Source organism: Rhodococcus erythropolis NBRC 15567 (assembly GCF_001552595.1).
GTDB classification, from domain to species: domain Bacteria; phylum Actinomycetota; class Actinomycetes; order Mycobacteriales; family Mycobacteriaceae; genus Rhodococcus_F; species Rhodococcus_F erythropolis.
The window spans coordinates 18,540-39,752 of the sequence record NZ_BCRM01000015.1 but is presented as its reverse complement, the minus strand read 5'-3'; the positions used below and the strand labels follow the sequence as shown (position 1 = coordinate 39,752).

Here is a 21,213-nt window from a genome sequence, read left to right as displayed (position 1 = left end):
CAGCAGTTCAGGCCCTGTGACCTGAAACCAATATCGAATTCAAGTGTGTTGGACATCACATTCGATTTGGACAAATGGATGCAATCGTCAGAGTCGGTGCCAACCTCGACCACGATCTGTCATACCGTGTGCTTGTGATCAATCGCGAACGAGCGGCAACCGAAGCGCACCGGGAACCGTCGTGCTAGCAAAACTCCTCAAGGCGTACCTGCCGCCGTACCGCTGGTTGCTTGCCGGGGTCCTCGCACTTCAACTCTTCGGGGCCATCGCGTCGTTAGTCCTCCCCACGCTCAACGCTCGGATCATCGACGACGGTGTCGCCCGAGGCGACACCGGATTCATCATGTCCACCGGCGGGATCATGCTGCTGGTCTCGCTTGCGTCGATCATCGCGTCGGTCGCGTCGACCTATCTGGCGGCAAAATCGTCGATGGGCTTCGGCCACGACGTTCGAGGCGCCTTTTACAAGGCCGTCGGCAGCTTCTCTGATCGCGAATTCAACAGTTTCGGTGCGCCGACGCTGATCACACGGAACACCAACGACGTCCTGCAGATCCAGGCCCTGGTCATGCTGACGTCCTCGATGCTCGTCAGCGCCCCACTGATGTGTATCGGCGGCATCATCATGGCGCTGCGCGAGAACCTGCAGATGTCCTGGCTCCTGACGATTTCGGTACCACTGCTCGGCATCACCGTCTCGGTCGTGGTGGCCAAGCTGATCCCGCATTTCCGGACGATGCAGACGCGGATCGACAACATCAATCGATCACTGCGCGAACAGCTCACCGGTATGCGTGTCATCCGCGCCTTCGTTCGAGAACCCGACGAGACGATCCGCTTCGACAAAGCCAACAAGGAACTGACCGACACCTCGCTCCTCATCGGTCGCTACCAGGCGGTTCTGCTGCCCACCGTCATGTTGATCGCCAACCTGTCGAGCGTCGCGGTGCTGTGGTTCGGCGCGCATCTGGTCGATACCGGAGACATGCAGATCGGCCAGATCAGCGCCTTCCTCGCCTACGTCATGCAGATCCTGATGTCCGTGGTCATGGCGACCATGTTGGCCGTCGTGATCCCCCGCGCGGCCGTGTGTGCCGACCGCATCACCGAGGTACTCGACACCGAGCCGACCGTGCCCGCACCGGCCCAGCCCCTTCGCCCGACCAGCCCCTACGGCGTTGTCGAGTTCGGTGGAGCCGGATTCACGTATCCGGGAGCTGAAACGCCGGTCCTGTCGAATGTCTCGATGCGATGCATGCCAGGAACGGTCACCGCGATCGTTGGCAGTACCGGTAGTGGCAAATCGACCCTCGTCTCACTCATCCCCCGACTGTTCGACGTCACGGCCGGCGCCGTCTTGGTCGACGGCTTGGACGTGCGTGGCTGGGATCAGGACGAACTCTTCGCCAACTTCGGATACGTGCCCCAGAAGGCGTACCTGTTCGCCGGCACGATCGCGAGCAACATCCGCTACGGAAACCCGACCGCCACCGACGACGACATCTGGGCAGCCCTCACCATCGCCCAGGCAGACGACTTCGTCCGGGAACTGTCCGACGGTCTCGAGTCTCCGATCGCCCAGGGCGGCGGCAATCTCTCGGGCGGACAGAAACAACGTCTCGCCATCGCCAGAGCTGTGGTCCGCAGACCCCGGATCTTCGTCTTCGACGATTCGTTCTCCGCACTCGACATGCACACCGACGCCGCAGTCCGACGCGAACTCCGCACGGTATCGACTCATTCGACGGTCATCATCGTCGCGCAGCGCGTCGCGTCCATCATCGATGCCGACCAGATCATGGTCCTCGAAGACGGCGCTCCGGTCGGTCTCGGCGACCATCAGTTCCTTCTGGCCAACTGTCCTACGTACCAAGAGATCGTGGCTTCCCAGATTCCCGCGGAGATGAGCGCATGACCAGCCCGCAGGACCCGACGTGGGGCAGCCCCAACAGCCAGTACTTCGACGATGCCCCGACGGTGGTGTTCGCCAAGATCCCGAGCGAACCTGAATCCGCGGACGGGGATGCGAAGTCGAGTAACCCCGAGAACCCCGACAAAGAGCCGAAGCCCGCGCTGACCGCGACGGACACCAAACCTCGCCACTTCAAGGCGACGATGAAGCGGCTTCTCTCGCTTCTGCAGCCACACAAGTTTGCGGTCGTCTGTGTCGTCGTTGCGACGATCGCCAGCATCGCGCTCTCCGTCGCGGTGCCGAAGATCCTCGGTCACGCGACAGACCTCATCTTCGCCGGGTTCATCGGCAAGAGCCTGCCCGCCGGACTGACCCGCGATCAGGCAGCAGAGGCGATCCGCGCATCAGGAAATTCGACGTTCGCCGACCTCGTCGCCAACTCGACCGACGTCGTTCCCGGTGTAGGTCTGAACTTCGACGCCATCGGCAAAGTCGTCATGCTCGCGATCGTCGTGTACTTGCTCTCGTCGCTACTTGCCTGGTTGGAAGCATTCCTCCTCAACATCATCGTCCAGAAGACCATCTACAACCTGCGTGCCTCGGTCGAGGCGAAGCTTCACCGTCTCCCCCTTCCATACTTCGACAAGACGCCGCGTGGCGAGATCCTCAGCCGCGTCACCAACGACATCGACAACATCTCGTCGACGTTGTCGTCGACGTTGACCTCGCTCCTGACGTCGGTGCTCACCGTCCTCGGCGTCCTGACAATGATGTTCGTCATCTCTCCGATGCTCGCCCTGATCGCACTGATCGCGGTGCCGGTATCGGTGCTCCTCGTTGCCAGGGTCGCCAAGCGTGCACAGGTGTTGTACAAGGCTCAGTGGACCGAGACGGGCAAGATCAACGCACAGATCGAAGAGAACTACAGCGGTCGCGACCTGGTACGCGTGTACGGGCATCAGGCCGAAGCCGAGCGTGAATTCGCCGAGCAGAACAAGAAACTCCTCGACGCGTCCTTCGGCGCACAGTTCCTCTCCAGCCTGATCATGCCGGTCATGAACTTCGTCGGAAACATCACCTACGTGCTGCTCGCTGTGGTCGGCGCACTCAAGGTCGCCAGCGGCAACATGTCACTCGGTGACGTTCAGGCGTTCATCGTCTATTCGCGCCAGTTCAGCCAACCACTCACGCAGATCGCGTCCATGTCGACGAGCCTGCAGTCCGGAGCCGCGTCGGCTGAGCGGGTCTTCGAGCTTCTCGACGAACCTGAGCAGTCGCCCGACATCGACGTGCCACTAATGCCCGAGCCTGCCGGACGCCATCGCAACGTCGGACACATCGAGTTCGAGAACGTCTCGTTCCGCTACGAGCCGGACAAGCCGTTGATCGAGAACGTGTACCTGACGGCTCGGCCCGGGCAGATGGTCGCCATCGTCGGACCCACCGGTGCCGGCAAGACCACCTTGGTCAACCTGCTCATGCGCTTCTACGAAGTCGACTCGGGCCGAATCACTCTCGACGACGTCGACATCTCGCAGATGCGCCGCTCCGACTTGCGCAAGCACGTCGGCATGGTCCTGCAGGACACCTGGCTCTTCGGCGGAACGATCCGCGACAACATCGCGTACGGCCGGCTCGACGCCAGTGAATACGAGATCCACGAAGCCGCACGCGCTGCCTTCGTCGACCGCTTCATCCACACGCTCCCGGACGGGTACGACACCGTGCTGGACGAGGAGGCATCGAACATCAGCTCCGGCGAGAAGCAGCTCATCACGATTGCCCGAGCATTCCTGTCGGAGCCGTCGCTGCTGATTCTCGACGAGGCGACCAGCTCGGTCGACACACGTACGGAACAGCTTGTGCAGCAAGCAATGTCCGCGTTGCGCGTCGGGCGCACCAGCTTCATCATCGCGCACCGGCTCTCCACCATCCGTAACGCCGATCTGATCGTCGTGATGGAGGCGGGCAAGATCGTCGAGCAGGGCACACACGACGAACTCATCGCAGCTGCGGGCGCGTACTTCCGTCTCTACAACGCTCAGTTCGAGGGTGCCGCCGTCTAGTGATCGGCGCCTCCCTCGGCGGACACAGTGCCCCGGAGCACACCTGACCGATTCGACACGTTACCGTCGAGTCAGGAGTGTTGTCACCGTCTGAATTGGGAGTGCGTGTGTCTGCAGAAGCTGTGGAGAAGAAGGGCCCGCTCGCGGGCATTCGGATCGTGGAATTCGCTGGATTGGGACCGGGCCCGCACGCCGCGACGCTTTTGGCGGACATGGGCGCCGACATCGTCATCGTGCAGCGCGCATGGCAGATTCCGCAGGACTCGAACGCAACCGACCAGATCAAGCGCGGCCGCCGCATCGTCGAGGCCAACCTGAAGGATCCGGCCGACGTCGCCAAGGTTCTCGATCTCCTGGGCCGCGCCGACGTCCTCATCGAGGGCTTCCGCCCCGGCGTCATGGAACGCATGGGACTCGGACCCGACGTGGTGTCGGAGCGCAATCCGCGCCTCGTTTACGCCCGTATGACGGGCTGGGGACAGGAAGGACCGCTCGCCAACGCCGCCGGTCACGACATCAACTACATCTCACTGACCGGTGTCCTCAACGCCATCGGACGCAAGGGTGAACGCCCCGTCCCGCCGCTCAACATGGTCGGCGATTTCGGCGGCGGTTCCATGTTCCTGATCTTCGGCATTCTGTCGGCTCTCGTCGAGCGCTCGACGTCTGGTAAGGGCCAGGTCGTCGACGCGGCGATGGTCGACGGAACCCTCGCGCTCTCGCACATGATGTGGGCATTCCGCGGTCGCGGCGTCTGGTCCGACGAGCGCGGCGTCAACCTCCTCGACACCGGCGCTCCGTTCTACGACACCTACGAGACCTCCGACGGCAAGTACATGGCCGTCGGATCCATCGAACCGCAGTTCTACGCATTGTTGCTCGAGGGCCTCGAACTCGATCCCGCGACGCTCCCTCACCAGATGGACACGTCCAAGTGGGACGACATGAAGACGCTCTTCACCGAAAAGTTCTTGTCCAAGACTCGCGACGAGTGGGCCAAGATCTTCCTCGGCACCGACGCCTGCGTCTCCCCTGTCCTGACTTTCGCCGAGGCTCCGTCCAACGAACACATCGCGGCCCGCGGTTCGCTCATCGAACTCGACGGCGTCACTCAGCATGCTCCCGCACCGCGCTTCTCGCGCACGCCCACCGCGACGCCCGCTGCGCCGGCGCGTGAGGCGACGGATATCGACACGGTCTGGACCTAGGGCCTTCGGCCCCGTGCGCGGTTAAGGAGCCTCAGGACTCTCTAACCACGCACGGGGCGTCAGCCCAACCTGTAGAACCTGAACATCTCGTGCTCGATCGGGAGCACGTCAACCCGCTCGAAACCGGCCGCCTTGGCATAGCTTTCGAGTGTCGAGTGCCTCATCACCGTCCCGGTGGCAACGCTCCCCGGATGCGACAGGCTGTCCGGTAAGCAGCAGGTCAGCGAAAATCCGTACAGCAATTGCTCGATCGGACCCGCCTCGGGATCGAACACATCTGCCGTTCGTTCGTCCATGACGATCACCGGAGCGCCCGGCTGGGCAATCGCCCGAGCCGTGGACAGAAATCCCACCGGATCCGGAACGTCGTGAAGGCACTCGAAAGCGAAGACGGCATCGTAGGTCCCGGCATCGACTCGCCCGGCCTCAGGAGCCTGTCCGGCGACGTCGACCAACGAGAAATGTACTCGGTCGTCCACCCCACGATCGTGGGCGTTACGACGGGCAGCGTTCACCGATGCCGCGTCGACGTCGAAGCCGTGCACTTCGATCTTCGGGTATCCGAGGGCGAGCGCGATCGACGACCAGCCCTCCCCCATCCCGAGATCAGCGACCTGCCCGCCGCCGACAAGTATGGCGTGCAGGTCGGTGACTACCGGCAGGAACTGCTGACAGAGCTGCTGGAGATACATCGGCCGGTTCAGCAGCGCCTGGCCCTCGCGAGCATCGGGGCCCATCGATTCCCACGTGACTCCCCCGCCGTGACGATAAGCGTCGAGTAGACGCGGCATCGACGACGTCGTCGCGACGAACAGCCTCGCCAACGGCGCCAGGAAAAGCAGGTTCTCGTCGTCGACCAGAACATCGGCGTGGGCCTGCGGCAGGCTGTACCGGCGATCGGCATCCGAATTGACCTCCACATAACCGGCGACGGCCTGCTGCTCGAGCCACTCCCGCGCATACCTTTCGACGGTCCCGGTCCGGTCCGCCAGCTCCGTCGACGTGAGCGGGCCGTGATCGCTCAGCGCGCGGTACCAGCCCAGCCGGTCGCCCAGATACACAGCCTGCAGCTCCGACGCCCCGAGCGTGGCCGCGAACAATCGTTCTGCGAGCGCGTCCGCCGCACTTGTTCCCGCTGCGCCTGTACCGTCTACCGCCGTCATGCCCTACCTCCTGGTTTCACACCACTTTCAGGGTGTGTACCCAGTTCTCAGACGACGACCATTCGTTGGTCTGCCGTGTCGCGATCCGTCGCGAGGGTGTCGTACGCAGCGGCGATGGACGCGACGCCGCGAATGAGGTCCTCGGGAGAACGTGCGTACGGCACGCGGATGAATCGTTCGAACGCACCTTCGACGCCGAAACGGGGGCCTGCGGCAAGGAGTACGCCGAAGTTGGGTGCCACCGCCGCCAACGCCGTCGAGACTGGCGCGGACATTCGCATCCAGACCGACATTCCGCCGGAGCCGATGGTGGGACGCCAGTCCGGCAGATGCTCTGCCACTGCGCCGAGGAGTACCGCACGCTGTTCTCGCAGCACTTCGCGACGCTGTTCGAGCAACGAGCGGTCGTCGGCGAGCAAGTACGCGGCTGCCAACTGATCCATGACGGGAGTACCGAGGTCGACCGCGGCACGCGCCCCCACCAACTGGGTGATGAGCGCGGCATCGGCGCGAATCCAACCGACACGTAGCCCGCCCCACAGCGACTTCGCGGTCGAACCGAGCGTCACCACTTCGGTTTTCGCCGCGCCTCGCCCATGTGAGGCGACCGGTGCCGGCGGCGGTGCGTCGAGCCACAGGTCCACCATCGTCTCGTCGACGACCAGAGTCATTCGCGTTTCATGCGCAATCTTCGCAAGCTCGGCGCGGCCGGAAGAGTCCATGCAGAGGCCGGTCGGGTTGTGAAAGTCGGGAATCAGGTATGCCATTCTGGCAGCGGTTTGCCTTGCTGCACTTCGAATCCCGTCGAGATCCCAGGCTCCGGCCGCCGCGAACTCCGGTCGGACCGGAACCGGTACGGGCCGAGCGCCGTTTCGCCGAATCGCTTCCAGCGCATTGGGGTACGTCGGATGATCGACCAGCACTCGCTCGCCGGGTGAGGTGAGCACCGACAGCAACAATCGAAGCGCGTGCTGCGCACCCGAGGTCACCATGATCTGTTCGGCGGTGGTGGGAAGACCCCGCGCCGTGTAGCGCTGCGCGATCACGTCACGCAAGTCGGCGATCCCGACCGGTTCCATCCCGTGCGTGGGCAGGAAGTTCGGAAGTTCCTGCAGCGCAGACGCATACGCCAGTTCGACCTGAGCGGCGGGAGCTGCCATCGCCGCGTAACTGAGGTCGACGACGGGCCCACTCGGCCCCGGTTGATGGGAGCGGAACATCAACCCGTTCGGCCGCGCGCCGGCGGGCAAAGCCACGGTGCTTCGCGAACCCTGCCGGCTGATCAGATACCCCTCGTCTCGCAGCACCGAGTACGACGACGTGATCGTGGTCCGACTGAGTTCGAGCACCGCCGCGAGTTCACGCTCACTCGGCAGTGCGACCCCCAGCGGAACGCGACCGTCGTGCACGAGCAGGCGGATACCGTCGGCAAGCGCACGGTACGCGGGCCTGCGCCCAGACTCTTCCTGCCAGGACCCCAGATCGCGCGCAAGCGAACGGGCACCGAGAACTCGAGTCATCATGCAGTCCAGTATCGACAACTTGGCTATGTAACTCAATACCAGTCGAGTTGATCATATGTCCATGACTACCTTCGCAACCCTGATCGGCATCGGACTCTTCGTGGCACTCGTCTACTTCTTCGCGCCCGCTGAAGGTGAAGGTACATACATTCGTTTGGAGCAGTTTCGCCTGGCAGCACCCCTCGGCGGCATCTTCCACGACAAGACTTCAGACCGCGAAAACGACGCTGTCAGACCCCCGTGCGATTGTGATCAGGGGGAAGAATTCACTGATCTCAGTCCAGTTGCGTAAAACTGGACTCTTTTCGCACTCAGAAAGTCTCCAGAGAGGGATTGCATGCCGGCTTCCAAAAAGATCCTCTACATCGATCTCGACAACACCTTGGTCAACTTCCAGTCGGGCATCGATCGCCTGACCGACGGCGTCCGGGAGAAGTACAAGAACGACCTCGACGAAGCGCCACACATCTTCTCTCGCATGGATCCTCTCGACGGTGCTATCGACGCCTACCACCAACTGGCGCAGCAGTTCGACACCTACATCCTCTCGACAGCGCCGTGGAAGAACGCCACAGCCTGGCACGACAAGGTTCTGTGGGTCCAAGAGCACCTCGGCATGGAGGAGGGCAGCGTCGCGTACAAACGTCTGATCCTCTCGCACCACAAGCACCTCAATCGAGGCGATTACCTCGTCGACGACCGCGGAGCAAACGGCGCAGATCGATTCGAGGGCGAGTGGATCAAGTTCGGCAGCACCAAGTTTCCCGACTGGAAGACCGTCACCGCACACTTGTCGAAGCTGGCTTGAAACACGAATCCCCGCTCCTGCTTGCAGGAGCGGGGATTTCGAGGGAACGAACTAGCGGACGATCTCGCGCCGGACGATCGTCTCGTCGCGGCCGGGACCGACACCGATGCAGGAGATGAACGCACCCGAAAGCTCTTCGAGCCGAAGCACGTAGTTCTGCGCATTCTGCGGCAGTTCCTCGAAGGTGCGAGCCTCCGAGATGTCTTCCCACCAGCCAGGCATCTCTTCGTAGATGGGCTTGGCGTGGTGAATGTCGCTCTGCGACATCGGCATTTCGTCGTGGCGGACACCGTCCACCTCGTACGCGACACAGATCGGCACGGTGTCGAGGCTGCTCAACACGTCCAGCTTGGTGAGGAAGTAGTCGGTGATGCCGTTGACGCGCGTCGCGTAACGCGCGATGACAGCGTCGAACCATCCCGTACGACGAGCGCGTCCGGTGGTGACACCGACCTCGCCGCCCTGCTTCGCCAGGTATGCGCCGTGATCGTCGAACAGCTCCGTCGGGAACGGACCGGAACCGACACGCGTCGTGTACGCCTTAAGGATTCCGAGCACCGTGGTGATCTTGGTGGGACCGATGCCCGAACCGACCGCCGCACCACCTGAGGTGGGGTTGGACGAGGTCACGTACGGGTACGTGCCGTGGTCGACGTCCAGCAGAGTGCCCTGCGAACCTTCGAGCAAGACGGTCTCGCCGCGCTCGAGGGCGAGGTTGAGCTCCAGGCGCGTGTCCGAGATGCGGTGCTTGAAACCCTCGGCCTGCGTCAGTACCTCTTCGACGACCTGCTGCGGGTCGAGTGCCTTGCGGTTGTAGATCTTGACCAGCACCTGGTTCTTGAATTCGAGTGCTGCTTCGACCTTCTGGGTCAGGATCTTCTCGTCCAGGACGTCCGCAGCACGGACACCGACACGGGCGATCTTGTCCTGGTAGCACGGGCCGATACCGCGGCCGGTCGTGCCGATCTTCTTCGCTCCCAGGAAGCGTTCGGTGACCTTGTCGATGGCCACGTGGTACGGCATGATCAGGTGCGCATCAGCAGAAAGCAGCAGGCGGGACGTGTCCACACCGCGCTCTTCCAAGCCTGCCAATTCGGTCAGCAACACACCCGGGTCGACGACGACACCGTTACCGATGACGTTGTTGACGGCGGGGGTGAGGATTCCGGACGGGATGAGGTGCAGTGCGAACTTGTCACCGTTCGGCAGAACCACGGTGTGTCCGGCGTTGTTACCGCCCTGGTATCGCACGACCCACTGAAGCTGCTCGCCCAGTAGATCTGTAGCTTTGCCCTTACCTTCGTCGCCCCACTGGGCGCCGATCAGGACGATTGCCGGCATGACGTTGTCTCCTACGGTCGACGTGCAGCAGTTGTCCCGCCGCATTGGTACTGCCTGGCTTCCGCGCACATGATGCAGCGCCGAACTGTTGCAGTGACCGAAGGAGCAGTCTAGCCCAGAGCACCAGACCAGACCTGACGGTCCAGAATTTGGCCGGTGACCATCACGATTGCGAGTCGACACAGAGACTCGCACTAAGATCGTCGGCAGTGATTCGGACGGCCATTTCGGGGAAGGGTGGCGAGGTCCCACTACCCGAGAAGAAGTCTTGATCGAGCTAGGAGTGGCTTTGACCCCTGTGGTGCTCAAATGTGGCGATTCGCCGGTTCCACTCCCCCTGGGTGAACTCACGTCGTTCACTGTCCCTGAACTTCCGGAGAAGCAGGACTTCGACGAGGCCCTGTCCCAACTGCAGGTCGTCACGGAGCCTCGCTTGATCGTCGTGGGTAACGACGGCGCGTTTGCCGCGGCATTGACACGGTTGATGCGACTGGAGCGACTGAACGTCGAACTCGCCTACGTCACCGAGAACAGGTCCGACGCAACCGACGCGTACAAACTCGCAACCGGTGCCCGGGCTGCGCGCACGGCGTTGAAAGGCACAGTCCACACCGTGCCGCTCATTCGTGACGACGCCGGAATCGCGCTGGTCGGTGCGGCAACTGTCACGGGTCCGGCCGATGCCGCCGAATTGATCGGCGAGGCGTACGTCGACGACAACAAGCTGTTCTCCGGCACAGTCCCCGGTATCCGGATTGTGCCGAGCCCCAAGCTCCCCGGGATCAAGGCATCGGTCGACCGCAAGAGCCGCTGGAGCGGGCGACGCTGGCTGGAAGGCCGAGCGATTCAGCTGGGCTCGCCGGCAGCGCGTCTGGTTCGCGACGGGGTGGCCAACCCACGCGATCTCAAGCGTTCGACCTTCTACCGGCACGACAAGACTTGGTTGTTGGTCAGGTGAGAACCGGAGCAGCACGGTCCGCGGTTCGTCCGAGCCCTGTCTTCCTGGGCGTAGTTGCGATCACCGTCATCGCCGGAGTTGTCGCCTGGAACTCGACGTGGGGTTCCATCGCGGGCCGTGCGGGTGTTTTTGTCCTCGTGGTCGCCGGCTGGGTGGTCACGCTGTGCTTGCACGAATTCGCCCATGCATATCTGGCGTGGCGTCACGGAGACACCGACGTCGAGGCTCGTGGTTATCTGACGCTCAACCCGCTCAAGTACAGCCATCCGATGCTCTCGATCGGGCTGCCGGTGCTGTTCATCGCCTTGGGCGGCATCGGGCTTCCCGGCGGCGCCGTGTACCTGCGCACCGGGATGTTCCCGCCCAAGGTGCAGGCGCGAATATCGCTCGCCGGTCCGTTCACGAACGCCGTCGCCGCCGTGATCCTCCTCGTCGTCATACGTACGTACGGCTCATCGGCCGAGCATCTGACGTTCTGGGCCGGCCTCAGTTTCCTGGCCTTCTTGCAGGTCATGGCAACAGTTTTGAACCTACTTCCAGTCCCCGGTCTGGACGGTTACAACGCGCTGGAGCCCTACCTCGCGCCCAACACACGACACCAGCTCGACCAGTTCAAGCCGTACGGACTGCTCTTGCTGGTTGCGCTCCTGTTCGTCCCGCAGATCAATGTCGTCTTCTTCGATGCGATCTACTGGATCTTCGAACTGAGCGGTGTGTCCGACTACTACGCCATGCTCGGTAACGCCCTCATGCGTTTTTGGACGTGATCGAGTGCACTGGAGGAGACTCGTGAGAGTCTGACATTTCAGACATTCATTCTTCTTCAGGAGAGCATCGATGATTGCGACGTCATTTCAGTCCGGCGGAGTGGAGTACACCCTCACGCGGGCCGAGATTCGACACGTGGAAGCACTGATCGACTTGCTCGCCGACGACCCGATCGGGAGCACCCGGGAGACGACCAACCCCGAGGCCCGAACGATCTACGAGGACGCATTCAAGCGAATCGACGAGGATCCGGCGCAACTCCTCGTCACCGTTCTGGTCGGTGACGCGGTAATCGGCACCATGCAATTGACCTTCATTCCGGGTATGAGCCGAATGGGGGCGACACGACTGCAGATCGAAGCTGTTCGCGTCCACGAGGATTACCGGAGCAAGGGCATCGGCAGTTCGATGATCCGTTGGGCCTGCGAAGAAGGTGCCCGGCGCGGCGCGTTCCTGGCGCAGCTCACCTCGGATCAAACTCGCAAGGAAGCCCACGACTTCTACGAGCGACTCGGATTTGTCGCCTCCCACGTCGGGTTCAAGAAGTCGCTGAGCTGACACACAGCCACCCAGCCAACCACCCAGACTCCCAAACGCGGGCTCGAGCACCGGGGCATGGTTGTGCCCCGGTGCTCGCGTCTCGAGTTATTTCACTTCAGGCTGCTGTCGGTGGGCTGTTCCCGCCGATCGGCTGCTGATACGGATCGATCGACATCGGCGGATAGAACACCGTCTTCCGATCCGGGCCGATCTCGACCCGCCACTCCGTGTGGTGCATCGTCCGATGATGGTGACCGCACAACAAGACCAGATTGTCGAGATCTGTTGGGCCACCATCGTTCCAGTGAACAATATGATGAGCATCGCACCACCCCGACGGAGTCCCGCACCCTGGGAACGCGCACCCACCATCCCGAACTGCCAACGCCCGCCGCTGCGGCACCGTTGCTGTTCTCGCTTCCTTACCGCAGTCGAGCGGAACACCATTCTCGTCCAACAAGATCCGCGTCACGGTGCAGTCGCACGCCAGCATCCGGGCAGTGTCGATACTGATCGGGCCCACCCAATCCGTCCACGCAAACCCCAACTCCTCAGTGGACGGCAACAGGTCTTTCAGAACTTTAAGGTCCGTCATGTCCTTGGCCGATGCGGTGACCGTGATGTGTGGTTTCACGCCGCCTTCGATCGGACCCAGCCCCGCCCGCTCGTACCGGCGCAACAGTTCGCAGAACCCGTCCGCCCGTCGTAATGCCGGCGTGCGCGTGTCCTTCACGCCATCCTTCTCCGGCGTCGGAGCCGACAAACTCGACAACAAGGTGATCAGACGGGCCCCGTTCACAGCATCCAGATCACCCTTCACAGTTACTCTGCCGTACAGGCCTTTCGAGGCGTAGAACTCGTTACGTTCCGAATCTTCCCCGACCGGGACGCCATCCTCGCGTTTTCCGTACTGCTTCTCGATCCGCCGAATCGCTGCCCGCACCGCATCACAATCCGCAATGTTCTTCGACGCCAGGCCAAGCAGAATCCTGCGGGCCTTGTCCACATCCGCCGGGGTCATGTTCTTCGGTGGATGCTGACAAAACGACGCCACCTGCCGCGCCTTCAACGCATCAACATCACCCCGGTGAAACGCATCCGCCACAACAGGTTCGAGCATCAACAACCGCGCCAACCCGACCAGCAAGCTGCACTCACCGATCTCCAAATTCGTCGAACCATGCAACCACTGCGCGATCGCCCGAAAACCCTTCCCGCCGAGAACCTCACGGGAAAACATCTCCACGATCAGCAACACCATCCGCGACTGCAACTCGTGCCGGACACGCACCAGATCCAGAACCTCACTCTTGAGGTCCTCGCCATCCAGCTGCCACGCTTCCCGACTGTCCATGCAGAAAGTTTAATCGAACATACTTTCGAGAGCCAGAGGCAAAGCGGACAACTTCACGAAGACCTACACTCGAGAGCTGTTGAGATGCATTGCTATTCGCGCAACCGCCGACGCGATTCATTGACAGAGACTCGCAACTCCCCCAAAGGCACTTCACGGCCCGACTCACTGCGCACCTCGACACGAACACGCTCACCAGTAGCGTCGTCAGCCACCTCCAACGGTCCGCCTTTTCCACCGTGCAGATACTTGTCTCCCCACTGCATCAGCGCAAGAACCGCCGGCAGCAGGTCACGGCCCTTCTCGGTGAGCACGTACTCGTGCCGCGTCCGCTTTCCAGGCTCCTTGTACGGCACACGCTCGAACAGTCCCGCCTCAGTGAGTTCTTTCAGCCTCGCCGACGCAACCGCCTCGGTGATGCCGACTCGCGACGCGAAGTCGTCGAAACGCGTTGTGCCGTAATAGGCCTCTCGCAGAATGAGCATCGCGGACCGGGTGCCGACCACTTCCATCGCCCGCCCGATCGAACAGTGCGTGGCCCGCCAGGCGTCGCGATCTTCGAGCACTCCGGTCAGTCGTACAGCGTCCATACAATTCACCATACCCCCTGGCTTGCCATAACCATAGTCAGAGTCTAGATTCCTGACTATGGAACTTCATAGCCAGCCAGTGCGGACTGGGCCGCTCCTCGCAATTCTGTCGGGAGCGCCGTTTGTCGCCAGCCTCGATCTTTTTGTGGTCAACGTGGCCTTCGGCGACATCGCCAAGAGCTACCCGGGCCACTCACTCGGCGAGTTCAGTTGGATCCTCAACAGCTACGCGATCGTCTACGCCGCGCTTTTGATCCCCCTCGGACGCTGGGCGGACCGGATCGGGCACAAGCGCGCCTTCATCGCCGGCCTCGCACTGTTCACCCTCGCCAGCGCCGCCTGCGCTTTCAGTCCGTCATTGTGGGCACTGGTGGCATTCCGCATCGTTCAGGCAGTCGGCGCCGCAGCACTCACCCCGGCCAGCCTCGGCCTCCTGATCAGTGCACTCCCGGCTGCGAAACGTCAATCCGGCGTTCGCATCTGGGCGGCAGCCGGCGCGGCCGCTGCGGCATTCGGCCCCGTCGTGGGCGGCATTCTCGTCGAGGCGTCGTGGCGCTGGGTCTTCCTGATCAATGTTCCAGTCGGGATCGTATTGCTCTACTTCGCAGTCCGACTCGTCCCGGATACAACACACAAGGACTCCGATGCCGGGATCGACTTCGTCGGCGCCGCCCTCCTCACCGTCGGAATCGGCTCTCTCGCGCTGGCACTCGTCCAGGGACCTGATTGGGGATGGACCGACAACCGCGTTCTGATCGCCTTCGCCGTCGCCGTCGCGACCCTACTTTCGTTCTGGTGGAGCAACTCTCGCCATCGCACTCCGTTGATTGCTCCCGATCTTCTGAAGATCCGCTCCTTTGCCTGGTCCAACGTCACCGCCATCTTGTTCAGCGCGGCATTTGCTGCCGGACTGCTCTCGAATATCCTCTGGCTGCAAGAAGTTTGGGGATACTCGGCATTGCGCACCGGCTTCGCCGTCTCGCCGGGTCCGCTTCTGGTTCCGCTGTTCGCGATCGCCGGTGGATCGCTTTCGCGCAAGTACTCGGCGGGACGCGTCGCCGCACTCGGCAGCCTTCTGTGGGCAGTCGGAACCGTACTCGTTCTCGTCTCGGTTGATTCGACGCCCAACTACGCGACCGGACTCCTGCCGGGCTGGATCATCGCCGGAATCGGTGTCGGCCTTGCCCTGCCGACCATTCTGTCGCAGGCCACGGCGGATCTTGCACCGGCCCGATCGGCCACCGGTAGCGCTATCGTCAGCATGAGCCGACAGATCGGAACCGTTCTCGGCGTGAGTGTTCTGATCGCGGTTCTCGGCTCCTCCGTCGACCCCGACACCTTCCGCCAGGCCTGGTGGGTGATCTTTGCCGTCGCGCTTGTGTCTGCCCTGGCATCGCTGGGAATGACGCCTGCGACCACACCCACCCCAGTTGTCCCTGCTGAATCCGCCATCCCTGAAAGGAATTTGTCATGAGAGACGCAGTTATCGTCGAAGCCGTTCGCACTCCGATCGGCAAGGGAAAGGCGAACGGCGCCCTGCACGGCATCAACGCCGTCGACCTCCTCGCCTACAGCCTCAAAGCGGTAGTCGAGCGCACCGGGATCGATGCCGCGCTGATCGACGACGTCATCGGCGGCGCGGTCAGTCAAGTCGGTGAACAGAGCCAGAATGTCACTCGCACTGCCCTTCTCGCCGCCGGCTACCCTGAGTCGGTACCGGGAACCACCGTCGACCGACAGTGTGGAAGTAGCCAACAAGCAGTTCATTTTGCTGCTCAGGGCGTTATTGCCGGTGCGTACGACATCGTTGTTGCTGCCGGAGTCGAGTCGATGAGCCGAGTGCCGATGGGCTCGAGTAGCGTCGGGCGCGAGTCACTCGGTGTAGGTTTCGAAGAGCGCTATCCGGACGGTCTGGTACCGCAGGGCATCAGCGCCGAATTGATCGCTGCCAAGTGGGGACTGAGCCGCACCCAACTCGACGAATTCTCGGCGTCGAGTCATCGGAAAGCCGCGCTGGCAACCGAGAGTGGTTACTTCACCAAGGAACTCGCCACGCTCCCGCAACTGTCGGTCGACGAGGCCGTCCGCCCCGGCACCACGGTCGAGACCCTTGCCTGCCTACGGACCGCCTTCGAATCCGACTACTACGCCCAGCGATTCCCACAGATCGACTGGTCCATCACCGCGGGCAACAGCAGCCCGCTTTCGGACGGCAGTTCGGCGGTGATGATCACGACCAGTGAGATCGCCGCGAAACTCGGCCTCACCCCGAAGGCACGGCTGCACAGCTTCGCTGTCGCCGGCGACGATCCGCTGTACATGCTCACGGCGGTCATCCCGGCCACCGAGAAGGTCTTGGCCCGTGCGGGTTTGACGATCTCGGACATCGATCTGTTCGAGGTCAACGAGGCCTTTGCTCCCGTCGTCCTCTCGTGGGCAGCAGACACCGGCGTCGATCTGTCCAAGGTGAACGTCCACGGCGGTGCCATCGCACTCGGCCATCCGCTGGGCGGCAGCGGAACCCGGATCATGACCACTCTGGTCAACGCTATGGAACAGCGCGGCGCGCGCTACGGACTCCAGACCATGTGTGAGGCAGGTGGGCTGGCCAACGCAACCATCCTGGAGCGCTTGGGCTGAGCAATCACCGCTGGACGGCACTCGGACACTAGTGACCGAGTGCCGTCCATTCGGGATCCGGCTTGCGCGCAACGACCCGGAACACGATTCCACCCCGTCCACTGCGCTGCACCTCGTCGATCAGGAAGCCTGCGTTTTCGAGGTATCCGACCGGTTCGCGGGTGAGGTGATCGGCACCGAACCGTACAGAAAGCGGTTCGACGGCCTTCATCAGCGCCCGTACAACCGTGTTGGTGCTCGGCCCGTGCTCAGCGAGCACGAATCGACCACCAGGCACCAGCACTCGAAATGCTTCGCTGGCAACTCGGTCCGGATCGGGGATCGTGCAGAACGCGTAGGTGGAGACCAATGTGTCCACGCATTCGTCAGGAACATCGAGTGCTTGCACGTCTCCGAGTCGTAGGTCGACTTCGGTCTTCACTCCCTCGGAGACCTTGACCCTGGCCTGATCGAGCATCGCAGTCGAGATGTCCACGCCGATGACGTAGTCGACGTCGTCCCCGTAGAGAGGCAGGTTCAGCCCGGTGCCCACGGCAATTTCGACCACGCGCCCATGCGCCTGATCTACAGCCCATTTCCGGGCGTCACCGAGCACAAAGCGCTCGAAGCGCCCGATCTGTCGGTCGTAGTGCGCCGCCATTGCGTCGAAAGTCTTGGCGACCTGTGCAGTGTCTGGTTCACGCATAGTGCCCCGTTTCGATCGATCTTCTGTGCAGTCTTACACGCGAGCACCGGGTCGGGAAGACCTTTCGTGACGAAGAGCGACCGGCCGCGCGACGCAGTCCCTGACGGATGACCCCGGTATCGTTCCAGGTGACCTGACCTCACCAACGACCATCATGGATAGAGACCTCGTGCGATCAAGTAACTGCGTCACCGGATCGGTCCGGCCACCTTTTTCCACTGATTCCACTGGAGGTCTGTGATGGCCGGAGGACTCTTCGCCCTGCTCGACGACGTCGCAGCCCTGGCTCGTATGGCTGCCGCCTCGATCGACGACGTTGCCGCCGCAACCGGTAAGGCGACCGCCAAAGCGGCAGGCGTCGTCATCGACGACGCAGCCGTCACGCCGCAGTACGTCCGTGGGCTCGCGGCCGAACGCGAGTTGCCCATCATCAAGCGCATCGCCATCGGGTCGCTGCGCAACAAGCTGCTGATCATTCTTCCGATCGCTCTGCTGCTGAGTCAGTTCCTCCCCTGGCTGCTGACGCCACTGTTGATGGTCGGCGGCTGTTACCTCAGCTACGAAGCGGTTCACAAGATCTGGGGTGCAATTTTCGGCCACGGTGACCACCACGAGGCCGCCGACGAGCATCCTCGCGACGAAGAAGCAGTGGTTTCCGGCGCAGTCCGCACCGACCTGATCCTGTCCGCCGAGATCATGGTGATCGCACTCAACACCATCGCGGGCGAAGGTTTCTGGAGCCGGTTGGTGATCCTTGCCGTCGTGGCGGTCGTCATCACCGTGGTCGTCTACGGCGTCGTCGGACTGATCGTGAAGATGGACGACATCGGATTGAAGATCGCCGAGACGTCGTCTGGCTTCACCCACAAGGTCGGCCGAGGCCTCGTTCGCGGCATGCCTCACGTGATGTCAGTGCTCTCGGTGGTGGGTACCGCCGCGATGCTGTGGGTCGGTGGCCACATCCTGTTGGTCGGCATCGACGAACTGGGCTTCCACCCGCTCTACGACGCCGTTCATCACGGCGAAGAAGCAGTCAGTGACATCGCCGGAGTCGGCGGGGTACTGGTGTGGATCGTCAACACCCTTGCGTCGGCGGCACTGGGTCTGGTGGTCGGCGCCATCATCGTCGCAGCTCAACTGGGTATCACCCGCCTGCTCGCAAAGCGTTCTGCAACGGCCTAGTCACTGCGAGTTGTGGCGGAGCACCATCTGCTCCGCCACGGCGCGCAGTCCTTCACGCAACGACCGTGGCTCGAGCGCTTCGACGTCCGCTCCCAGACCGATCAACTGCGAGAGCGCGACAGCTTCGCTCTCGAGTTTCAGCTCCGCACTCACCCATCCGTCGTTGTCCTCTGGCCCCACTTCGACGGCAGCGGCAAGCTCGCCCACCACATCGGGGAGCCGGCGCCTGCCCTCTGGTGACAACCGCACGCGACATTCGAAGCGAAGCAGCGAACGGTCGAACTCGGCCATCGACGCCGCCCACCACGACGGCAGGTCGAAATCCACCGGCCGAGTGAACGAATCATCTTCTACCACGGCATTTTTGATGCGCCCGACTCGAAACGACAGCGTTCGACCGTTCATCCCCGCCACCAGATACCAAACACCGGCTTTGATGACCAGACCCAGCGGTTCGACCGTCCGCTCGCGATCGCGATAGGCGAAGCGCAGTCGACGCGAGTCCAGCACAGCGGATGTGACGATCGGAAGCGCAGAGATGTCGTCGACGCCGCCGAACCAACCCGGAACGTCCACGAGAATGCGGTCCTGCCACAGTCGTGCACTCTCGCGCAGGGGACCGGGCAGGGAGCGGAGCAGTTTGGCCCCCGCCGAACCGACGGCGTCGGATCGCCCGAGATCTGCAGCGATGGACGGCACGCCCAACAGCATGAGTGCGGACGTCTCGTCGTCCGTCATACCGGACAGCTTGGACTGCCAACCGTCGAGCAGACGGATGCCACCACCGGGGCCGCTCTCGGTCCAGATCGGCACGCCGGCAGCCGACAACGAGGCCACGTCGCGGTAGATCGTCCGCACCGAAACGCCGAACTCTTCGGCCAACTGATCGGCGATAACGCCGCGACTCCCCTGCAAACGCAGCATGAGTTGGAGCAACCGCGCGGATCTCATGGACCGAACATTACCGAGAATCACTGACAGAAGTTGTCAGGAATAGGAGTGCACAATGACCGTCATGGTCACTTGGAAGCAGTTCTCCGAAGAAGTACCCGCTCTTGCCGACGCGGTCCAAGCACGATTCAAAGCCCACAAGCATCACGTCCTCGCAACGCTGCGCAAGGACGGTTCACCGCGCGTGAGCGGCACCGAAGTCGAAATCCTCGACGGGCGTCTGGTCCTCGGTTCGATGTTCGGCGCACTCAAGGCGAAGGATCTCATCCGTGACGGGCGCTACGCCCTACACAGCAATCCCGGTGAGCACACCATGGAGGGCGGCGATGCGAAGATCGCCGGAATCGCACGCGAGGTGACCGGCGACGAGTTCGAAGCCGTGCTCGCAAGCTACACCTACGAGGTTCCGAAACCCCTGCACCTCTTTGTCCTCGACATCGACGAGGTGGTGCACACGACGGTCGACGACGAGCACATGTACGTCGATCTCTGGAAGCCGGGCAAGGAGATCACCCGCTTCACCAAGTGACGTTCTTCTCGCAATGCTCGCCGTTGGCACACGATTCCACCTGAACGGTGGCGTGGGAAAGACCGTGACTCTCGAGGACGGTGCGCGCGGATTCCAGAACGTTCGACGAATTCGCGTCACTGGTCAGGTGGACTGTCGCGACATCCATGCCGGTGGTGAGCGTCCAGACGTGTAGGTCGTGAACACCCATCACGCTCGGCAGCGCCGCCAGGTCGGCCTCGACCGCTTCGACGTCGACGTCGGCCGGCGACGCCTGCGTCAGAATGCGCAGCGATGCTGCGGCCAGTTTGATCGCACGCGGCACCACCCAGAGCGAGATGAGAACACCGACGACGACGTCCGCCCACGTCCAGTTGAACAGCAGGACAAGGCCACCGGCAATCAGAACTCCGACGCTACCGACGGCGTCTGCAAGCACTTCGAGGTAGGCGCCACGCACCGCGAGGCTGTCCTTGGAATCGCCGCGCAGCATCAGCATCACGACGATGTTCGCGGCCAATCCGGCAGCTGCAGTGATGATCAGGGCGCCGCCCGGGATCTCGGGTTCGTTACCGATGCGGCCGATTGCCTCGTAGAAGACCCAGGCGGCGACGGCCAGCAGCATCACGGCGTTGGCCATGGCAGTCAGCACTTCGGCGCGGTGCCAACCGAAGGTCCTGGCCGCGGTGGTGCTGCCCTTCTTCGCGAGCAGCAAAGCCGTCAATCCCATGGCCATGCCCACCACGTCGGTGAGCATGTGGCCGGCGTCGGCAAGCAGCGCCAGCGAGTTGATCAGAATGCCGACCGTGGCTTCGAGTACGAGAAATGCAACGAGGATCGCAAGCGCGATCGCCATTTTCTTGATGCGTTGCGGTGACGGCCCTACTCCGACCGAATCTGCTGCCGAGTGGCCGTGTGAATGGCCGTGCCCTGCTCCCATTTGTCCTGTTCCCTCCCAAGTCCTTCTCAGAGCATATGCATACATTCGCATACATACAATGAGTTGCTCAGTGAGC

Annotated in this window: 20 protein-coding genes; 12 read left to right on the top strand and 8 right to left on the bottom strand. The window is 62.6% G+C overall.

From position 1 onward, the window contains the following. Positions 1–181: 181 nt before the first annotated feature. The 3 genes from RE4_RS19105 to RE4_RS19095 all read left to right on the top strand — a co-directional run bounded on the left by RE4_RS19105 (position 182) and on the right by RE4_RS19095 (position 5,186). Positions 182–1,915, top strand: coding sequence for an ABC transporter ATP-binding protein (locus RE4_RS19105; RefSeq protein ID WP_019749475.1), 1,734 nt, complete (start codon positions 182–184; stop codon positions 1,913–1,915). Further along, positions 1,912–3,978, top strand: a complete 2,067-nt coding sequence (locus tag RE4_RS19100; RefSeq protein WP_019749474.1) for an ABC transporter ATP-binding protein — start codon at positions 1,912–1,914, stop codon at positions 3,976–3,978. Before RE4_RS19105 ends, RE4_RS19100 begins: the two co-directional genes overlap by 4 nt. 107 nt (positions 3,979–4,085) lie before the next feature. Further along, the gene (locus RE4_RS19095; protein ID WP_060939141.1) at positions 4,086–5,186 is read left to right on the top strand and encodes a CaiB/BaiF CoA transferase family protein; all 1,101 of its coding nucleotides are present in this window, start codon (positions 4,086–4,088) and stop codon (positions 5,184–5,186) included. A gap of 59 nt (positions 5,187–5,245) precedes the next feature. Here the strand turns inward: RE4_RS19095 and RE4_RS19090 are convergent, their stop codons facing one another. After that, positions 5,246–6,349, bottom strand: coding sequence for a class I SAM-dependent methyltransferase (locus tag RE4_RS19090; RefSeq protein WP_020906655.1), 1,104 nt, complete (start codon positions 6,347–6,349; stop codon positions 5,246–5,248). 47 nt (positions 6,350–6,396) lie between these two features. Beyond that, positions 6,397–7,872 (bottom strand): MocR-like transcription factor YczR, encoded by a 1,476-nt coding sequence (gene yczR / locus RE4_RS19085; RefSeq protein WP_019749471.1) that lies wholly within the window; start codon positions 7,870–7,872, stop codon positions 6,397–6,399. 61 nt (positions 7,873–7,933) lie between these two features. Here yczR and RE4_RS19080 point away from each other — a divergent pair, with 61 nt between their 5' ends. Together RE4_RS19080 and RE4_RS19075 are read left to right on the top strand one after the other, a co-directional pair. Continuing rightward, positions 7,934–8,164 (top strand): hypothetical protein, encoded by a 231-nt coding sequence (locus tag RE4_RS19080; RefSeq protein WP_003944349.1) that lies wholly within the window; start codon positions 7,934–7,936, stop codon positions 8,162–8,164. A gap of 45 nt (positions 8,165–8,209) precedes the next feature. Then, on the top strand, positions 8,210–8,680 hold the full coding sequence (locus RE4_RS19075) for a 5' nucleotidase, NT5C type (RefSeq protein WP_042951097.1): 471 nt from the start codon (positions 8,210–8,212) through the stop codon (positions 8,678–8,680). Positions 8,681–8,731: 51 nt separating this feature from the next. Here the strand turns inward: RE4_RS19075 and RE4_RS19070 are convergent, their stop codons facing one another. Next, a complete protein-coding gene (locus RE4_RS19070; protein WP_003944351.1) occupies positions 8,732–10,021 on the bottom strand; it encodes an adenylosuccinate synthase in 1,290 nt (429 codons plus the stop codon). Positions 10,022–10,304: 283 nt separating this feature from the next. Here RE4_RS19070 and RE4_RS19065 point away from each other — a divergent pair, with 283 nt between their 5' ends. The 3 genes from RE4_RS19065 to RE4_RS19055 all read left to right on the top strand — a co-directional run bounded on the left by RE4_RS19065 (position 10,305) and on the right by RE4_RS19055 (position 12,305). Then, entirely contained in the window at positions 10,305–10,979 is a 675-nt protein-coding gene (locus RE4_RS19065; RefSeq protein WP_019749469.1) for a hypothetical protein, read from the top strand. Beyond that, a complete protein-coding gene (locus tag RE4_RS19060) occupies positions 10,976–11,746 on the top strand; it encodes a site-2 protease family protein (RefSeq protein WP_019749468.1) in 771 nt (256 codons plus the stop codon). Before RE4_RS19065 ends, RE4_RS19060 begins: the two co-directional genes overlap by 4 nt. A 70-nt stretch (positions 11,747–11,816) precedes the next feature. Further along, positions 11,817–12,305, top strand: a complete 489-nt coding sequence (locus RE4_RS19055) for a GNAT family N-acetyltransferase (RefSeq protein ID WP_007726792.1) — start codon at positions 11,817–11,819, stop codon at positions 12,303–12,305. A 97-nt stretch (positions 12,306–12,402) separates the two neighbouring features. Here RE4_RS19055 and RE4_RS19050 read toward each other — a convergent pair whose 3' ends face one another. Both RE4_RS19050 and RE4_RS19045 read right to left on the bottom strand, forming a co-directional pair. Then, positions 12,403–13,641 carry an HNH endonuclease signature motif containing protein gene (locus tag RE4_RS19050; RefSeq protein ID WP_060939140.1) on the bottom strand — a complete coding sequence of 413 codons (1,239 nt, stop codon included), beginning with the start codon at positions 13,639–13,641 and terminating at the stop codon, positions 12,403–12,405. A 92-nt stretch (positions 13,642–13,733) separates the two neighbouring features. Beyond that, positions 13,734–14,231 (bottom strand): winged helix-turn-helix transcriptional regulator, encoded by a 498-nt coding sequence (locus RE4_RS19045; protein WP_003944415.1) that lies wholly within the window; start codon positions 14,229–14,231, stop codon positions 13,734–13,736. Positions 14,232–14,289: 58 nt separating this feature from the next. On the opposite strand from RE4_RS19045, the gene RE4_RS19040 reads away from it, so the two are divergent. Further along, positions 14,290–15,705: an MFS transporter gene (locus RE4_RS19040; RefSeq protein WP_029254758.1), complete on the top strand. Its 1,416-nt coding sequence runs from the start codon at positions 14,290–14,292 to the stop codon at positions 15,703–15,705. Continuing rightward, entirely contained in the window at positions 15,702–16,871 is a 1,170-nt protein-coding gene (locus RE4_RS19035) for a thiolase family protein (protein WP_060939139.1), read from the top strand. The genes RE4_RS19040 and RE4_RS19035 overlap by 4 nt, the downstream gene beginning before the upstream one ends. Positions 16,872–16,899: 28 nt before the next feature. Here RE4_RS19035 and RE4_RS19030 read toward each other — a convergent pair whose 3' ends face one another. Beyond that, positions 16,900–17,556, bottom strand: a complete 657-nt coding sequence (locus RE4_RS19030) for a class I SAM-dependent methyltransferase (protein ID WP_003944335.1) — start codon at positions 17,554–17,556, stop codon at positions 16,900–16,902. A 240-nt stretch (positions 17,557–17,796) separates the two neighbouring features. Here RE4_RS19030 and RE4_RS19025 point away from each other — a divergent pair, with 240 nt between their 5' ends. Further along, the gene (locus tag RE4_RS19025; protein WP_060939138.1) at positions 17,797–18,738 is read left to right on the top strand and encodes a DUF808 domain-containing protein; all 942 of its coding nucleotides are present in this window, start codon (positions 17,797–17,799) and stop codon (positions 18,736–18,738) included. Here RE4_RS19025 and RE4_RS19020 read toward each other — a convergent pair whose 3' ends face one another. Continuing rightward, positions 18,739–19,689: a helix-turn-helix transcriptional regulator gene (locus RE4_RS19020; protein ID WP_060939137.1), complete on the bottom strand. Its 951-nt coding sequence runs from the start codon at positions 19,687–19,689 to the stop codon at positions 18,739–18,741. A 64-nt stretch (positions 19,690–19,753) separates the two neighbouring features. On the opposite strand from RE4_RS19020, the gene RE4_RS19015 reads away from it, so the two are divergent. Next, positions 19,754–20,218 (top strand): pyridoxamine 5'-phosphate oxidase family protein, encoded by a 465-nt coding sequence (locus tag RE4_RS19015; protein WP_029254754.1) that lies wholly within the window; start codon positions 19,754–19,756, stop codon positions 20,216–20,218. Here RE4_RS19015 and RE4_RS19010 read toward each other — a convergent pair. Next, positions 20,208–21,137, bottom strand: a complete 930-nt coding sequence (locus RE4_RS19010; protein ID WP_019749454.1) for a cation diffusion facilitator family transporter — start codon at positions 21,135–21,137, stop codon at positions 20,208–20,210. The genes RE4_RS19015 and RE4_RS19010 overlap by 11 nt on opposite strands. Between the last annotated feature and the right edge of the window lie 76 nt (positions 21,138–21,213).

What these genes read in the sequence shown, in the direction of transcription:
- RE4_RS19100 (WP_019749474.1), top strand. Translation starts at nt 1,912, where the DNA reads ATGACCAGCCCGCAGGACCCGACGTGGGGCAGCCCCAACAGCCAGTAC.
- RE4_RS19090 (WP_020906655.1), bottom strand. Translation starts at nt 6,349, where the DNA reads ATGACGGCGGTAGACGGTACAGGCGCAGCGGGAACAAGTGCGGCGGAC.
- yczR (WP_019749471.1), bottom strand. Translation starts at nt 7,872, where the DNA reads ATGATGACTCGAGTTCTCGGTGCCCGTTCGCTTGCGCGCGATCTGGGG.
- RE4_RS19080 (WP_003944349.1), top strand. Translation starts at nt 7,934, where the DNA reads ATGACTACCTTCGCAACCCTGATCGGCATCGGACTCTTCGTGGCACTC.
- RE4_RS19075 (WP_042951097.1), top strand. Translation starts at nt 8,210, where the DNA reads ATGCCGGCTTCCAAAAAGATCCTCTACATCGATCTCGACAACACCTTG.
- RE4_RS19070 (WP_003944351.1), bottom strand. Translation starts at nt 10,021, where the DNA reads ATGCCGGCAATCGTCCTGATCGGCGCCCAGTGGGGCGACGAAGGTAAG.
- RE4_RS19055 (WP_007726792.1), top strand. Translation starts at nt 11,817, where the DNA reads ATGATTGCGACGTCATTTCAGTCCGGCGGAGTGGAGTACACCCTCACG.
- RE4_RS19050 (WP_060939140.1), bottom strand. Translation starts at nt 13,641, where the DNA reads ATGGACAGTCGGGAAGCGTGGCAGCTGGATGGCGAGGACCTCAAGAGT.
- RE4_RS19045 (WP_003944415.1), bottom strand. Translation starts at nt 14,231, where the DNA reads ATGGACGCTGTACGACTGACCGGAGTGCTCGAAGATCGCGACGCCTGG.
- RE4_RS19040 (WP_029254758.1), top strand. Translation starts at nt 14,290, where the DNA reads ATGGAACTTCATAGCCAGCCAGTGCGGACTGGGCCGCTCCTCGCAATT.
- RE4_RS19035 (WP_060939139.1), top strand. Translation starts at nt 15,702, where the DNA reads ATGAGAGACGCAGTTATCGTCGAAGCCGTTCGCACTCCGATCGGCAAG.
- RE4_RS19030 (WP_003944335.1), bottom strand. Translation starts at nt 17,556, where the DNA reads ATGCGTGAACCAGACACTGCACAGGTCGCCAAGACTTTCGACGCAATG.
- RE4_RS19025 (WP_060939138.1), top strand. Translation starts at nt 17,797, where the DNA reads ATGGCCGGAGGACTCTTCGCCCTGCTCGACGACGTCGCAGCCCTGGCT.
- RE4_RS19020 (WP_060939137.1), bottom strand. Translation starts at nt 19,689, where the DNA reads ATGAGATCCGCGCGGTTGCTCCAACTCATGCTGCGTTTGCAGGGGAGT.
- RE4_RS19015 (WP_029254754.1), top strand. Translation starts at nt 19,754, where the DNA reads ATGGTCACTTGGAAGCAGTTCTCCGAAGAAGTACCCGCTCTTGCCGAC.
- RE4_RS19010 (WP_019749454.1), bottom strand. Translation starts at nt 21,137, where the DNA reads ATGGGAGCAGGGCACGGCCATTCACACGGCCACTCGGCAGCAGATTCG.